Below are 17,091 nucleotides of genomic sequence, written 5' to 3'. Positions count from 1 at the left end.
AAAATCTCTACAAATATGAATATTCCAATTTATAAACATATCCGGCAGAAGATTACAATAGTGTTAGGACTGGTGGCTTTGAGCACTCTGAGTGCATGCGACGACCTGTTGGACAAAACTTCAGAAACTTCTGTCAGCTCTGCCACAATCTTCGATACGCCTAAAAGAATTGAAGGACTTGTCAATGGAAATTATAATTCTCTTAAAAGTGCTAATTTATATAGTGGTCGTATCCTTCTGTATGGAGATGTCAGAGGCGAAGATTTTGTATGCCGCACCGAGAATGCCCTGACAGGAGGATATGTATGGGCTAATAACTTCTCCAATATAACAGGTGATGTCAATGAGGTTTGGGGGCAATTATATATTGTGATAAATAATGCTAATGTACTGATTGCAGGCTTGAGCAAGTCGCAGGGAGTAATCAGTGATGAACTCAAAAATAATTATCTGGGCGAAGCCCGTTTCCTAAGAGCCCTTGCTTATTTCAATCTGGTTACTTATTACGGAAGGCCATATATTGAAAAAAACGGGGAGGCCAAAGCCGTTCCTTTGAGACTGCAAGCCGAATCGTCATCAGCCAATAATGACTTGGCACGAAGTTCGGTCTTTTCTGTATACGGGCAAATTATTTCAGATCTGGATTTTGCAGAGCAGAATCTCCCCGATAGCTATTCTACAAATTTGCTGAATACAACGAGAGCCCATAAAAATACAGCCATTGCGCTGAAAACAAGAGTATATCTGAGCAAAGGGGAATTTGGAAAAGTTATAGAAGAAGCTAAAAAGATTGCCCCTCAGGCACAGGCTCCTTTTGCCGCTACATCGGGAGTTAAAAATGAATTGCAATCGAATATTGTCAATATATTCTCATCCGATTATACATCTGTAGAGTCGATCTTTTCAATGCCGATGACCGCAGCCAACCCGCCTTCGGGTACAGCTTTGGCTAATATCTATTATACAGCCCCCGACTTTGTCCTTAATTCCGATACCAAAGGGATAATTGCAGATACAGAGTGGAAAAGTACAGATGCACGCCGGTCTTTTGTGACATATAATGGAACACTTGGTCTGTATTTACTGTCGAAGTATGCAAAGACAAACCCTGCTATAGATTATATACCTGTAATTCGCTATGCAGAAGTATTGCTGAATTATGCAGAGGCAGAGGCCAGAGCTGGAAGTCTTAGCAAAGCTGTTGCATTGCTGGAAACTGTGAGAAAACGTTCCGACCCTTCTTATACTTTTCCTCCGGCATCTTTAGCTCAGGGAGAGATACTGAATACAATTAGGACAGAAAGACGTATTGAGTTATTGGGCGAGGGATTCAGAGCTACGGACATTTTGCGTGATCTGTTGACATTCCCGACTAAACTTTCGCTGAGTAGTTTGACTCCGCGTGAAGTGAAACCTACTGACGATGGGTATATATTTCCAATACCCAATACTGAAATCTTAACGAATAAGGCTATAAACGATTAAAAAACAGAAATACAATGAGAACAAATAAGTTTTACAAATATACTCTTGCGGCTATCTTCCTGATTACTATTATTACAGCTTGCGGCAAGAATCCGAATAAACTGGATTTATCCGGAACAGTAAATAATGTGGCTACGGGTAAAATATATCTGCAACAGTATATAAATAAATCATTCGTCACCATCGATTCCACTAATATTATAAGTGGAAGATTCAAATTCAATACAGAGACCAAGCTGCCGGAGATATACGGTTTATCCCTATATGGTTCCGGCGAGAATCCATTCGATTCATATATTTTGTTTCTGGATAATAATCCGATCAAAGTAGAATTCGACACCATCAACGAGTTTGAAAAAACGATAGTGACCGGTTCGAAAGAACATGACTTATATCTGGAACTCAGGGCTCAGAAAAAAGCGAATATCAATGATATAATAAAAGAGCATCCATCGTCTATTGCAGCCTTGTACATACTATACAGGTACTATTCTTACAGGTTGTCACCGGAAGAAATCAATGCGAATATAGAATTGTTGGACCCCTCTCTTAAAAACAGCGATTATGTGAAAGTGCTTACAGAGCTTGCAAATACGTTAAGCAAAGTTTCCATTGGTCATAAAGCTCCGGACTTTAGCGCTACTGATTCGGAGGGAAAAAGCGTGAAACTTTCGGATTATCTGGGAACACGCTATGTCTTGATTGATTTCTGGGCTTCATGGTGTGCGCCTTGCCGCAAAGAAAATCCTAATCTGGTAAAAGTATATGAAAAATACGGGGCTAAAGATCTTGAAATAATAGGTGTTTCTTTAGATAACGCGACCGATCCGTGGAAAAAAGCCATAGCGGCTGACGGACTTACCTGGCCTCAACTGATAGATGAGAATGCGTGGGCCGGAGAAGGAGTGAAGAATTACGGGGTAAGGCTTATTCCTGCAAATTTCCTAATAGACAAAGAAGGAAATATTGTTGCCAAAAATTTAAAAGGCGAGGAATTAGAGAAAACATTAGCCAATTTATTCAATCAATAAGTTCAAATAAAAAGATGAAGAATTTTTCTGTTTATATTTTACTTTTTCTGCTTTTCTTTTCTTTCCCGGCAAAGGGGCAAACAGTAATTAGAGGAAAAGTATTGGATGAGCGCAGCGGAATTCCCGTATCGGGAGCTCTGGTAAAAGTAAAGTCGACCAATAATGCCGTTCAGGCAGATTATGATGGTAAATTCCAGCTGTCGGAGAATAAGCCGTTCCCGATTACACTTCTTGTTTCATTTCTGGGCTTTAAAACGCAGGAAATAGATGTCTATGAATCTGGAGAAGAAATTACAATCTCGCTTTCGGAAAATAGGAATGTGCTGGATGAAGTTGTAGTTGTCGGTTACGGAACAGCTAAAAAATCCAGCTACACCGGGGCTATTGCTGTTATAGGTAATAAAGATATAGGGAAATTACAAATAACGAATATCAGCAAAGCATTGCAAGGGTCTATTCCCGGGCTTCAATCCGTATCGTCGGCCGGACAGCCCGGAAGCGATGCAGCCATCTTTTTGCGGGGAGTGGGATCAGTAAATGCTTCCAGTACTCCTTTGTATGTAGTGGACGGGGCGCCATTTGCAGGTAGCATAAGTGCCATTAATGCAAATGATATACAGTCGATATCCGTACTGAAAGATGCTACAGCGAGTGCGTTATATGGTTCCCGTGGGGCAAATGGTGTCATTATCATTAGTACCAAACAAGGTGCATCTAACCAGAAGCCGACGGTTGCATTCTCATCCTCTATCGGTTTTACCTCAAGGGCGATTAAGGATTACAAAACGCTTACAACTAAAGAATACTATGAACTGCAATGGGAGGCTATTCGCAATAACCAGTTGGATCAGGGCAAGTCGGCGGAAAACGCTGCTTTGTACGCATCGGCCGAACTGGTGGGTTCATTAAAGATAAACCCCTTCGGCTCACAATATCCGCAACCGGTAGGTACTGATGGGAAAATAGTGGCCGGGGCTGAATCATTGTGGAACGATAGCTGGGCTGACGCTTTGTCCCGTACAGGTATACGTCAGCAATATGATTTGAGTGTGAACGGTGGAAGCGATAATTCCAAATACTTCGTTTCAGGAGGCTATCTGAATGAAAAAGGTTTTATAATAGGCTCCGATTTCGAGCGGTTCAACACCCGTGCGAATGTAACTTCTACAGTGAACAAATGGTTGGAAACCGGCTTCGGAATCTCTGCTTCTACCAGTAAACAGAGCGCTCCACCGCAAACAGACAGCAGTCAGGGTAACTTTGCCAATTTTCAACGCTTAGTAGCAGATATATATCCGATCTATGAACGCAATGCAGATGGGTCGTATGTCCTTGATGCGAATGGCGACAAAATCTACGATTATGGTAATTACCGTCCAAGTTCCGCTGCGACAGGGAACAATCTTTTAGGCAGCTCCAAATATAATAAATATGACAACAAACAGGATATAGTTTCAGTCAGGGCAAACGCAACTATTACATTTCTGGAAGGTTTGAAGTGGAAAAATAGTGTTAATGCTGATTACAATGCACGTACCAATCATTCATATACCAATCCCGCTTATGGCTCCGGCATCAGTAACGGAGGTTCTGTAAGCAAAGGTTCCAGCAGGGCTATCGGCTATACAGTGAATAGTTTTCTGGATTATACTTTCAATGTCAAGGACAGGCATTTTATAAATATACTTGCGGGCCCCGAAGTATATGTTTATAACGTATCCTCTTTGTCGGGAAGCCGTAGTAACTTCGGTTTTCTCGATAAGGAAGAACCGGCAGCCGCTTCATTATTGAACAGCTTTACGGGAGCAGCGGATAACTATAAATTAGCAAGTTATTTAGGTAAAATAGATTATGATTATCTGCATCGTTACTATTTATCGGCTAGCTTTCGCCGCGATGGTTCATCCCGGTTCAGCAAAGATTCGCGCTGGGGTAACTTCTGGTCGGTAGGTGCTTCGTGGAATGCAAAATCAGAAGATTTTCTGGCTCCTGTAAAATGGATAGACAATCTGACCGTCCGTACAAGTTATGGTGCGCAGGGAAATGATAATCTCGGTACTTATTACGCCTATCAGGATCTATACTCTATTTACAATAGTTTAGGCCAAGCGGGGTTGATCAGCTCGAGACTTCCAACCCCGGATTTGAAATGGGAAACAAACCTTAACCTCAATTTTGGTGTTGATTTTGCAGCGTTTGATAACAGGCTGGTGGCATCGGTAGATATATATGAACGCAAATCAAAGGATCTTTTATTTAGCCGTCCGCTTGCACCATCGCAGGGATTCGGGCAAATAGATGCAAATATAGGAGCATTACGCAACAGGGGAATCGAAGGGCAAATACAGGTTGTACCTGTACGAAACAAAGATCTCAGATGGGATGTGAGCCTTAATTTTGGACATTATAAGAATAAAATAACAGAACTTCCGCAAAAAGAGATTATCGCAGGGACTGTCGGACAACTGGGGTCTACAAAAAAGATGGTTGTTGGAGGGTCTGTCTATGATTTCTTTATCCGCGAATGGGCAGGTGTAAATCCCGAAAATGGCGATGCCCTGTGGTATAAAAATGAATATACGACGGATGCAAATGGAAATAAGGTGATATCGGGACGTACTACAACGAATGTGTATGCAGATGCCGATCAATATTTTCAGGGAAGTTCATTACCTGATGTATATGGAGGTATAACAAATACATTTACATACAAACAATTTGAGTTGTCTTTCCTTCTTTCATACAGCATTGGAGGTAAAGTCCTCGATCTCGACGAAGTGATGATTGCCCATACCGGGAACAATCAGGGCCGGACATGGACACAGGAAGCTTTGACCAGATGGACGCCTGAGAACCGAAATACCAATTACCCCCGTCTTACGACTACAACTACAAACTGGAACTCGATTTCCTCACGTTTCTTATATGATGCCACATATGCACGTCTGAAGAATCTGAATCTTACTTACAGTCTTCCTGCATCCGTATTGTCACATGCAAAGTTGAAACAGGTGAAACTGAGAGCTAATGCAGAGAATCTTCTGACATTTTTCGGACATAAAGGAATGGATCCGGAACAGGCCGTAGATGGTGTTACATTTTACCGTTATCCTGCTCAAAAGTCATTTTCGTTAGGGATAGATATAACGTTTTAATGCATAACAATAATAAGTAACAGAAGATATTTAAAGATAGATTTTCGAACGGTAACTTACATGAGTTGTTATACTTACCAAAGTAACAAATAGGTCTGAGACCTTAATCAGTAAAATAAAGGACAATTATGAAATCAAAATTGATTATATATATACTATCTGTTTCATCGGTACTATTTGTTTCCTGCAGCGACAGCTTTTTTGAAACGTCGCCATCGGGAGACCTGACAGGAAGTGAAACATATTCTACGACATCTAATATAAATGCAGTAGTCAACGGGACTTTGCGTTATCTGATGGAGAATGCCACATCGCAGGATAATCCGGGGTATGGCGCAATACTACTCACACAGGAAGTGATGGGGGAAGATGCTATAGCCCGTGACGGAGTTTATGGATACAGGGACTCTTATCCTTATCGTGACCCGTATGATAATACAACACGCCGCGCTCTTTTCTTCTGGACATTGCAATATAAAATAATTGATAATGCAAATAATATTATTGCAAAAGTAGATGCAGCACAAGGTACGGATGAAGAAAAGAAGTATTTGAAGGGACAAGCTTATGCGCTGCGTGCTTTTGTTTACCTCAACCTCGTTCGCCAGTATCAGTTCACATACTTAAAGGATAAGAACGCTAAAGCAGTCCCTATATATACAGAGCCGACTGTGCCAAGCTCCGTTCCTAATCCGAAAGCTACGGTTGAAGAGGTTTATGAACGTGTAATTTCCGATCTCACAGAAGCAGAGAAATTACTCACCGGATTCAAGCGTTCGGTAAAAAACCGTCCCGATATTAATGTAGTAAGAGGTCTTTTTGCAAGAACTTATCTGACAACAGGGCAATGGGAACTGGCTGCAGAATATGCGGCTGAAGCCCGAAGCGGCTATCCGGTAATGGAAGCGAGCCAATATACACTAGGCTTCAATGACGTAAGTAATGTGGAATGGATATGGGGACATCCTCAAACAGCCGATCAGAATTTGGGAGGAGCCTCGTATTTCGCGTATCTCGATGTAACGCCGGCTACCGGCTACCGGAGTATTATGCCTGATCCGAATTTCAGGAAATTATTTAACCCCCAAGACGTACGATTCTCATTGTTTGAGCTTGTTACGAAAGAGTCCGACCCGATGTATCGCTGGTATAAGTACAAGAAATTTGTCAATAAATCAGATCAGTCCGGTCATATTCCATTAATGCGTTCATCAGAAATGGTACTTATAGAAGCTGAAGGAAAAGCCCGTAACCATGATCTTACCGGAGCCGCAAAAGCATTGAATGAATTACGTGTAAAAAGAAATCTGGAAGAGGTTTTGGCTTCGGATTATACGGAGAGTCAATTGATAGACGAGATTCTGGTCGAACGTCGCCGCGAACTTTGGGGCGAAGGATTTCGTCTACCCGATATTCTACGCTTGCAGATAGCCCCCGATAGAAAAGAATCAACAGAAACATACACGTTGCCGTCAGGACAAACAATAACCATAAAGGGACACTACGTGTGGACATTCCCTGATAAGACGGCATTGGTTCCGAATAGTCTGTATTATCTGTTTCCTGTTCCCGTAAATGAAATAAACAATAATCCCAACTTAAATAATTGAAAATGAAGAAGTATATCCTATTAATATTAATATCTCTGGCCACATTCTCCTGTGGAACCCGAGAGCTAGAGGGACTATCCTTGAACGGTAGTGTAGAAGGGATTTCGGAGGGAAAAGTATATTTGCAGAAGTTTGAAAATAAAATGTATCGCGTAATAGATTCTGCTAAAGTTATAAATGGACAATTCAGCTTTTCTAAAAATGTACAATTACCGGAAATATATGGATTGACATTAGATACGACTAAAGGCTCATTACTCCTGTTTCTCGATAAAAATCCTGTGGTTGTAAAATTGGATTCATCATCCTATTACCGTAATAGTGTAGTCACAGGTTCTGCACTTCAGGACTTGTTTGTCGCTTATAAAAAAGAGAGAGGAGTCAAGATAGATGAATTTATTAAAGCGAATCCTAAATCGCTGGTTTCAGCATATGCTCTGTATAGGGATTTTTCGTATAGATTATCTCCTGATGAAATCAAGGCAAATATCCAGTTGCTCGATTCTTCATTGTGGAAAACTCCGTATGTGCAGGTACTCGAAGAATTGACAAAAACATTGGAGACAGTTTCTGTCGGAAAACAAGCTCCGGACTTTACAGCTAAAGATCCTGGCGGGAATCCGGTAAAACTATCCGATCATTTGGGAAAAGGATATCTTCTTATCGATTTTTGGGCATCGTGGTGTGGCCCTTGCCGCAGAGAAAATCCAAATGTTGTGAAAGTGTATAATGAATATAAAGGAAAAGGCTTTGATGTTTTTGCGGTCTCGCTGGATAAAAGTAAAGAAGCCTGGGTGGCAGCTATAAAAAAAGATAACCTGACATGGACACATGTTTCAGACCTTCTGTATTGGGATAGTGAGCCAGCTAAGTTGTACGGGGTAAGGGCAATCCCATCCAATCTGCTTGTAGATAAGGATGGGGTGATAGTCGCTAAAAATATAAGAGGTGAAGAATTGGGTAAGACACTGAAGGATTTACTGAACTAATCAGAATAAAAGGGCGTTATGAAGACCATTATAATCAGTTTTTTTTCTTTATTTTTATTGGTGGCAACAGGTATCAAAGCTGAAAAAATCACATATTTTTTCGATCCGTCCATCCAGTTCGATAGCAAAATACCTTCTCCTGAAGAATTTCTCGGGTATGAAATAGGTAGTCGTATAACAGAGCATTATAAGATAAATGCTTATTTTGAGAAACTCGCTTCCCTCTCTGACCGCGTTTCGTTGGTGGAGATAGGCCGGACATACGAAAACCGTAAGCTGTATGTGCTGATTGTTTCTTCCCCTGAGAATATCCGGAATATAGACAAATACAAAGAGACGCGCCAGCAAGCCCGAAAAGGGGAGAAGCCGGATACTCCGCTAATTGTTTTTCTGGGAAGTACCGTTCATGGGAATGAGGCTTCGGGTTCGGAGGCAGCTTTGTTGTCTGCATATTACTATGTGGCTGCTCAAAACGATTTTGTAAAAGAACAACTCGAAAATGGAATTTACTTTATTGATCCGGTGCGTAATCCTGACGGACAGGAGCGTTTTGTATCATGGGTAAATTCGAATACAAGTATAACCAACTATAATACATCGCAGTACGACAGGGAACATACTGAAGGATGGCCGCGCGGAAGAGGGAACCACTATTGGTTCGACCTGAACCGCGACTGGGTTAATATTGTCCATCCCGAGAGTAAAGCCCGGGTTGCACATTATCAGGATTGGTTACCGCATGTACAGGCCGATCATCATGAGATGGGTACAAACAGTACATTCTTTTTCGAACCCACCGATCCGGATGGAAATGAGAGCCGCTTTGTTCCGCAGACCACTTATAAGTTGAACCGTTTATTTGCGGATTATTATTCAAAAGCTTTGGATAAAATCGGTTCGTTTTACTATACGAAAGAGTCTTACGATAATAAGAACCCAACCTTCGGGTCTACATACCCTGATTACAACGGGGCTGTGGGCATTTTATTCGAACAAGGTTCTTCGAGGGGTATACATCAGGAATCTGAAAATGGGATCGTTACATTTGCTTTTACTGTACGCAACCAGCTGGTATCGAGTATTGCTACAGTGGATGCTGCTAATGCTAACAAAAACGGCTTATTCGACTTGCAGAAAGAATTCTTCAATGCATCACGTACAGGAAAAGACAGTTCCAAATCATTTATAGTAGGAGACAGTTATGATATTTCGCGTTTGCGTAAGTTTGTTCAGTTGTTACTTGACCATCGTATCGAAGTATATGAAAATCAGGAGGACATAACGGTGGATAAGGTAAAATACGAAAAAGGGAAATCATACATTGTTCCACTCGGACAACCCAACAGTGCGTTGGTCAATATCATATTTGACGAAACCAAAGATTATACCGATCCGTCCAAACTGGGTTATGGCGCGGGATTTTCGGTCGCTTACTCATCCGGCCTGTCGCATGCTTCCATAACAAAAGCTGTTCGCGGAGCCAGGGTTGAGAAACTGGAGAAATCAGCAAATACATCATTTTCTACATCACAGTATGCTTACATTGTAGATTACAGGGATTCGCATAGCCAGCATCTGCTTTTCCAATTATTAGCAAAAAACATTCTCGTAAAGACATCATTCAGCTCTTTTTCGGTCCAAACCGGGAATGGAACTAAAGATTTCTCCTATGGAAGTCTTCTTATTCCTGTCAGCAACCAGACTATAAGTCCGGATGAATTATATGCCACATTACAGAAATTGGCGGTCGCCTCGGACGTGGAGATAATACCCGTCTCTACCGGCTATAGTGTAAAAGGAGTGGATCTGGGTAGTAGTGCTTTCCGCACAGTGGAACAACCGAAGGTACTGGTTATCACCGGAGGCAATATATCTTCTACCGAAGCCGGAGAAGTATGGCATCTCTTCGACCAGAAACTGAATTATCAGTTAACCCGTGCTGATTACAACGTATTTCCCAGAATTCCATTGAACAGCTTTAACCGGATTGTATTGGCAGGTGGCGATTATTCATTTCTCGGGAAACAGGGAATTCAGGATTTGCAAAACTGGGTGCGCAACGGAGGAACATTGATTACAATCAACTCTGCTTCGAGATGGGCTCTAAATAATGGAATAAGTGCAACACAGTTACAGAAACTGAAGACCGATTCTCTCCAGCAAAAACAATCAGAACAACAATTCTCACAGGAGAGAGACAGAATTCCGACATCGGTATTCGAAACAAAGATAAACCTGAAGCATCCTTTAGCGTTTGGGTTAACGAATGAGTCTTTGCCTGTTACCCGCGAGAGCAGCCTCTTTCTGGCTCCGTCGAAGAATCCGCTGGCTACGGTATCAGTTTATTCAGATACCCCGCTCCTGAATGGATATATCTCCGCTTCACAGTTAAGCAACCTGAAAGGATCGGCTTCGATAATAGCGGAAAGACAAGGCTCCGGAAATATTGTATTATTCGCTGAAGACCCGCTTTTCAGAGGTATTTGGGATGCTACTGCCCGCACCTTTGTTAATGCTGTTGTTTTCGGAAATAATATAAACGCGTACAATAGCTTCAGATAAAACAGATCAGACCTATATTGATATAAAACGAAAGGAATAAAATGAAAAAAGTATTGTTGGCAATCGCTCTGACAACATTAGCTGTCACTGTATTTGCACAGAGAAATAAAAAGAATACCCCATTAAACAATGTGTCCATCAACTATTTGGACAAGTCTTTCTCTGTATATGATAAATTACAGAAAACGATATGGCGTAATCCTGAACTGGGTTTTCTTGAAACGGAAAGTTCTGCTTTGCTCCAAAACCATCTCAAAGAAAATGAATTTACAGTTGAGGCCGGAGTTGCCGGCATGCCTACCGCATTTGTCGCCACTTACGGATCAGGGCATCCTGTGATAGCTGTGCTGGCCGAATTCGATGCTTTACCCGGATTATCGCAGGATACAGTCCCCTATCGTAAACCTTTGGTTGAAGGAGGGAGCGGCCACGGTTGCGGTCACAATACATTCGGAGTGGGAGCAGTCGCAGGGGCTGTCTCTATAAAACAATGGCTCGATACGGAAAAACACACAGGTACAATCAAAGTATTTGGTACACCTGCCGAAGAAGGCGGCGGCGGTAAAGTTTACATGGTACGGGACGGGTTGTTTAACGACGTAGATGTCGTCCTTGACTGGCATCCTTCTACCGGGAATGGAGTTACAACCGATACGGGAACAGCCATACAAATGATAGACTATAGCTTCTTTGGAGTGGCGGCTCATGCTGCGGCAAGTCCTGATAAGGGGCGGTCTGCCTTAGATGGCGTAGAAGCACTCAATTATATGGTCAATCTTTTACGCGAGCATGTACCGATGTCATCTCGGATACATTACGTTATAGCCGATGGAGGCGAAGCGCCCAATGTAGTACCCGATTATGCCAGGGTTTCCTATTACATACGGAGTCCGAAAAGAGAGATTCTCAAAGACCTTGTGGAATGGATAGGGCAGGCAGCCGAAGGTGCAGCCTTAGGGACACAGACAAAAGTTAAGTCTGAGATTGTATCCGGTTTTTATGAGCGTCTGAATAACCGCAAACTGTCGGAACTGGTACAGCGTAAACTCGAAATAGTGGGTGGCGTGCATTATGACGCACGTGAAAAGGCCTTCGCCGAGGAAATAGTAAAGGGACTGAATAAAGATATCAGCATACTGAAAGATGCCGGATCGGTGAAGCCTCTGGAAGAAGAAAAACCTTCGCTGGGAGGTGGCTCGTCGGATGTGGGTGACGTTAGCTGGGTAGTTCCTACCGTAAGTTTCAATACGGCGACCTTTGTACCGGGAAGTGCCGGGCATAGCTGGCAAAATGTAGCGGCGGGAGGTTCTACTATAGGAACAAAATCGCTGATAAATACAGCTAAAGTATTCAGCCTTTCAGCTATAGAATTATACACAAATCCGGAATTGGTAAAGGAGATAAAAGACGAATTCGATACCCGCAGGGGAGCTGGCTTCAAGTATGTACCACTACTTGGAGACCGGAAGCCGGCACTCGATTACAGAGTGAAGAAATAATTGTGATCTGTAATATTTTAAAAGAATAAATTATTCAAACTGTATCTGCATGAGAAAATTATTATCAAACACCACCCTGAGACTTTTGCTGGGTGTTCTGGGAGGTGTGGTACTCGGACTTTTTGCTTCTGAATCTTTAATCGCGGTTGTATTACCAATCAAACATATTCTTGGGCAAGTTATCTTTTTCCTTATACCTCTTATCATTTTCGGATTTATTACTCCATCTATAACTCGTCTCAAGAAGAACGCATCGAGGTTACTCGGGAGTTCTTTATTACTGGCCTATGTGTCGTGTATCGGAAGTGCTTCACTGGCTGCCTTTGTGGGCTATAAGATAATTCCGCTACTTGATATAGTTCCGGTCAAAGAAGCGACAAATAGCCTTCCCGAGATGCTTTTTCGTCTGGATATACCTCCTTTGATGCCCGTATTAAGCGCTTTGGTATTTGCTTTTTTATTGGGGTTGTCTGTCATATGGACCAAAGCTGTGAAAATAGAAGCGGCCTTATATGAATTTCAGGATCTGATCTTTGCGATGGTAAAGAAAATCCTGATTCCGATACTTCCTTTCTTTATTGCCGCTAATTTCAGTATTCTGGCATACGAAGGTGCATTGGCATCCAGACTGCCTGTATTTCTAGCTATATTGGTGATAACTGTGCTTTGTCACCTTATATGGATAAGTTTTCTTTATATTTCTTCGGGTTTGTATGCCCGTGTAAATCCCTGGAAAGTACTCAAATACTACGGACCGGTGGCATTGACTGCATTGGGAACACAGTCATCGGCCGCCAGTCTGGGAGTCGCCATAGAGCAAACAAAGAAATGTCCTGAGTTGAAGCCGGAGATAAGGGATTTTGCCATACCCCTGTTTGGTAATATCCACTTTCCGGGTTCTATACTGGATGTTGTATTCCTGTCCCTTGCTGTTTCTCAATTATTATACGGAACTATGCCGGATATAACTCAGATACTCATTTTTATTCCGCTACTTGGCATTTTCGCGATAGCTGCTCCGGGGTTGCCCGGAGGAACACTTATCACTTCTTTAGGCTTGATACATGCTGTCTTAGGAATAGATGATGCCGGAGCAGCTCTGATGATAACGATTTTTGCTCTTCTCGATAGTTTCGGGACTACTCATAATATAACCAGCGACGGAGCTCTTACTCTTGCCTTATCAACTTACACCGATAAAAAGAATCTTAGTGCAGATTTGCCGCAATAAGCACTTATATACGAAAATGAGGTTATTCAAGTATTAACTAATATAAAAAGACTCTATGAAAAATTTTATTACCATTAAGGCCTCCTCCATATCCGGAGGAGAACATGAGGAACAAAGGAATTTGTCCCGGTTTTATTCTCTACACATATCATCATCCATCGATCAATGCCCAACTTCTTGTTTTCACATGCGAATGTGTTGTTAACCTATATTTTACTATTCCGAAAATAAACCCGTCGGTTTATTTCCCCTGATTGATATCTGCATATATTCCGGAGTAGTCCGAACTGTACTATAAAGGTTCTGAACCCCTGAACTAATAAATGTGCAAGATATTATCCTTCAATTAAGCAATCTATAAACAAACACTTCTTGTAGCCTTCTATGCATGGCTATAATAGATATTCATTAAAAAATTATGGCAAAAACAATTAGCTCTTTTAGCGATAAAAGAGACAGGTATCGTGTAAATAAGTATTATTACATTTTCATATTCTTTCTATTGTTGTCCGGTAATATGATAGGGCAAACAGTAATAAAAGGTACAGTTGTAGATGAAAAAACCGGGGAGCCTCTGGTCGGGGCATCGGTCGCATTGGTTTCTACCACACAGGGTAGTCTCACTGATATAGACGGGTCATTTTCTCTCCCTGTTTCGGGTCAGCTACCTGTTACTATCAGGGTGGCTCTTGTGGGTTTCAAATCGCAGGAACTGGATGTATATGAAAATAACGGGCCGATCATTATTCCCTTGACGGAAGATTTAAATTATCTGAACGAAGTAATCGTGGTCGGATATGGTACCCAAAAGCGTAAAGAACTTACCGGGGCTATTTCTTCGGTTTCAAAAGATGCGTTATCGCAATTATCCACTTCATTCGATGGATTACTGGGGGGAGCCGTTTCCGGCTTGAATGTATCCCAAAACTCCGGTCAGCCCGGAACTACTTCCAACATTCGCATACGTGGAGGAAACTCTATAAACGGAGGGAATGAGCCTTTGTATGTGATAGACGGGGTTATAATATATAACGACAATTCGTCGGCCAATATCGGGATAAGCCGTGCTGCCGGGGCATTGAATCCGTTAGCTGCATTGAATCCCGGTGATATTGAATCCATAGAGGTGCTGAAAGATGTGTCCGCTTCGGCCATCTATGGTTCGCGTGGAGCAAACGGTGTAATTATTATTACTACCAAAAGTGGGAGAAAAGGGAAGACGAATATTGAATATCAATATTCTATCGGCTGGCAGCAAGCCCGTAAAAAGCTCGATCTGATGAACGCTCGGGAATGGGGCGAACTTTATCTGGAAATCGCATCGGCTGAGAATATCAGCGAAACCGGACTTACCGCTGAAAAAGTAGCACAATTGGGTGAAGGTACAAACTGGCAAGATGCGGCCCTGCGCACAGCGACAACCCAGAACCATCAGCTTTCGATAAGCGGCGGAGATGATAAGACAAGGTTTCTCTTATCTGGTAATTACAGCGATCAGGATGGAATCTTGCTGAACACGGGCTTTAAGCGTTATAGCGGACGGTTCAACTTTGAAAGGGATTTATTCTCGAATCTGACCGTAGGTTTGAACGTTACAGCCAGTAAAATGGATCAAAGCGGATTGAGCAGCTATAACGGACTGTATGTAAATGGTGTTTCAAACTCGCTCGATTATGTATTGAGGATACCGCAGGTAGTTTCTATATACAATCAGGATGGAAGCTATAATTACAATAACCTTTTCGAAAAAGGGGATTTGCGATTTGGCGACCGTACCGTAAATGCCATATCGGATCTGGTTAATACTACATCGCAGACAAAAAATAATACTCTCATCGGAAACTTTTTCGCTAAATATACCATCATCCCCTCGTTGGTGGCTAAGGTCAGCGCAGGAACCAATCTGAGTAATACGACCCTTAATTTTTTCGCGCCTTCCAGCGCTGCGGCAGGTTTTCTGGCTAAAGGATACGGAAGTATCGGAAACAAGCGGTTCGATTCGTGGCAATATGAATATACGCTCAATTACACAAAGAAGCTGAATAAAGACCATTATGTGGATATATTGGCCGGTTATACGACCCAGACCACTGATATAGAATACTCGATAGCATCGGCCAGTAATTTCGCTAACGAACAATTGTCTTACCATAACCTGCAGGGAGGCGCCACTCTCTTGTCTCCAAGTTCGGGCGGTTCGGAATCTATCCTCAATTCGGTACTGGGAAGGGTCAACTATTCTTTCCTCGGCAGGTACAATCTTACCGGAACATTCAGGGCGGATGGTTCCTCCCGGTTTGCAAAAAATCATAAATGGGGTTATTTCCCGTCCATCGGTTTGTCATGGAACGTCAGCGAGGAACCTTTCCTGAAAAATAATAAGGTCATCAATGATCTGAAACTGAGGGGAAGTTTCGGGGTTGTCGGCAATCAGGAGATAGGTGACTACCGGTATGAAGCGACATACGCTACAAAGGTATATTCTTTCAATAATCAGCTCGTTACGGCTTATGGCAGGGCTAATGCTGAAAACCCCGACCTGAAATGGGAAGAAACATCGCAATATAATCTGGGTTTTGATCTGAATCTGCTTAACCGCAGACTAGGCATTACAGCCGATGTTTATTATAAAAAGACAAGCGACCTGCTGCTGGATGTGCCTGTGGAAATAACAACAGGATTCAGTACCATGCTTATGAATGTGGGCAATGTTACAAATAAAGGAGTGGAATTCGCATTGACAGGCAGCATTATAGACCAGAAAGACCTGCAATGGAATCTGTCTGCCAATATCGCTAAAAATGTGAATGAAGTCACCAATATCGGTAATCTGGATTATTTCCTGTCCGGTAATACGATCATAAAGAAAGGGGAATCTTTGGGCTCTTTCTATGGTGTTGCCTTCGATGGAATAGTACAAACAGGAACAGATATTTCGAAAGTGCCTGCGCCGAGCTGGAAAACGAATGTTGAACCCGGTGATGTAAAATATGTCGATCAAAACAACGATGGCAAAGTTACTCAGGATGAGGACAGAGTTGTTTTAGGTTCTATTCAGCCTGATTTCACATACGGATTTTCGACCACACTGAGATATAAATCATTGAGCTTATTTGCAGCCTTTCAGGGTAGTAAAGGCAATCAGCTATACAATCAGCTCCGGCAGGAACTGGAATCACCATCCACCAGCTACAATGTATTAGCCACACTCCGTGACAGATGGACGCCGCAGAATCCGTCAAACACAATTGCTAAAGCCTCTGTCACATCGGCCACATGGCTCGATAGCCGCTATATCGAAGATGCCTCTTTTCTACGTCTGAAAAATATAACTCTGAGTTATGTCCTTCCTGTGAAAATAACAAAGGCTCCTCAGACAAAATTCAGAATTTTTGCAACGGGGCAAAACTTATTGACCTTTACCAAATATAAAGGATACGACCCTGAAGTGTCCAGCGGTATAGATTCCGGAGCATACCCCACAGCGAAGACAATATCTTTTGGCGTGAATATATCTTATTAAACAGCT

9 protein-coding genes are annotated in these 17,091 nt (G+C 42.2%); all 9 read left to right on the top strand.

The genetic code is table 11. From position 1 onward, the window contains the following. The first annotated feature begins 15 nt into the window (after nucleotides 1-15). The 9 genes from IR083_RS14180 (at nucleotide 16) to IR083_RS14140 (ending at nucleotide 17,085) form a co-directional block, all read left to right on the top strand. Nucleotides 16-1,485 (top strand): RagB/SusD family nutrient uptake outer membrane protein, encoded by a 1,470-nt coding sequence (locus IR083_RS14180; RefSeq protein WP_194224810.1) that lies wholly within the window; start codon nucleotides 16-18, stop codon nucleotides 1,483-1,485. A gap of 14 nt (nucleotides 1,486-1,499) precedes the next feature. After that, the gene (locus IR083_RS14175; protein ID WP_194224809.1) at nucleotides 1,500-2,516 is read left to right on the top strand and encodes a TlpA disulfide reductase family protein; all 1,017 of its coding nucleotides are present in this window, start codon (nucleotides 1,500-1,502) and stop codon (nucleotides 2,514-2,516) included. Between the two features lie 14 nt (nucleotides 2,517-2,530). After that, nucleotides 2,531-5,671, top strand: a complete 3,141-nt coding sequence (locus IR083_RS14170) for a SusC/RagA family TonB-linked outer membrane protein (protein WP_194224808.1) — start codon at nucleotides 2,531-2,533, stop codon at nucleotides 5,669-5,671. A gap of 128 nt (nucleotides 5,672-5,799) precedes the next feature. Beyond that, the gene (locus IR083_RS14165; protein WP_194224807.1) at nucleotides 5,800-7,281 is read left to right on the top strand and encodes a RagB/SusD family nutrient uptake outer membrane protein; all 1,482 of its coding nucleotides are present in this window, start codon (nucleotides 5,800-5,802) and stop codon (nucleotides 7,279-7,281) included. Between the two features lie 2 nt (nucleotides 7,282-7,283). Next, entirely contained in the window at nucleotides 7,284-8,270 is a 987-nt protein-coding gene (locus tag IR083_RS14160) for a TlpA disulfide reductase family protein (protein WP_006800067.1), read from the top strand. Nucleotides 8,271-8,288: 18 nt separating this feature from the next. Then, nucleotides 8,289-10,832, top strand: a complete 2,544-nt coding sequence (locus IR083_RS14155; protein WP_194224806.1) for a M14 family zinc carboxypeptidase — start codon at nucleotides 8,289-8,291, stop codon at nucleotides 10,830-10,832. A gap of 41 nt (nucleotides 10,833-10,873) precedes the next feature. After that, nucleotides 10,874-12,331 (top strand): amidohydrolase, encoded by a 1,458-nt coding sequence (locus IR083_RS14150; protein ID WP_194224805.1) that lies wholly within the window; start codon nucleotides 10,874-10,876, stop codon nucleotides 12,329-12,331. A 49-nt stretch (nucleotides 12,332-12,380) separates the two neighbouring features. Next, nucleotides 12,381-13,562 carry a cation:dicarboxylate symporter family transporter gene (locus tag IR083_RS14145; protein ID WP_194224804.1) on the top strand — a complete coding sequence of 394 codons (1,182 nt, stop codon included), beginning with the start codon at nucleotides 12,381-12,383 and terminating at the stop codon, nucleotides 13,560-13,562. A 418-nt stretch (nucleotides 13,563-13,980) separates the two neighbouring features. Next, nucleotides 13,981-17,085 (top strand): SusC/RagA family TonB-linked outer membrane protein, encoded by a 3,105-nt coding sequence (locus tag IR083_RS14140; protein WP_194224803.1) that lies wholly within the window; start codon nucleotides 13,981-13,983, stop codon nucleotides 17,083-17,085. The last annotated feature ends 6 nt before the right edge of the window (nucleotides 17,086-17,091 follow it).

It is taken from the genome of Dysgonomonas sp. GY75, assembly GCF_015234155.1.
GTDB classification, from domain to species: Bacteria; Bacteroidota; Bacteroidia; order Bacteroidales; family Dysgonomonadaceae; genus Dysgonomonas; species Dysgonomonas gadei.
The sequence above is the reverse complement of the archived record's forward strand: the minus strand, read 5'-3'. Positions and strand labels throughout refer to the sequence as shown.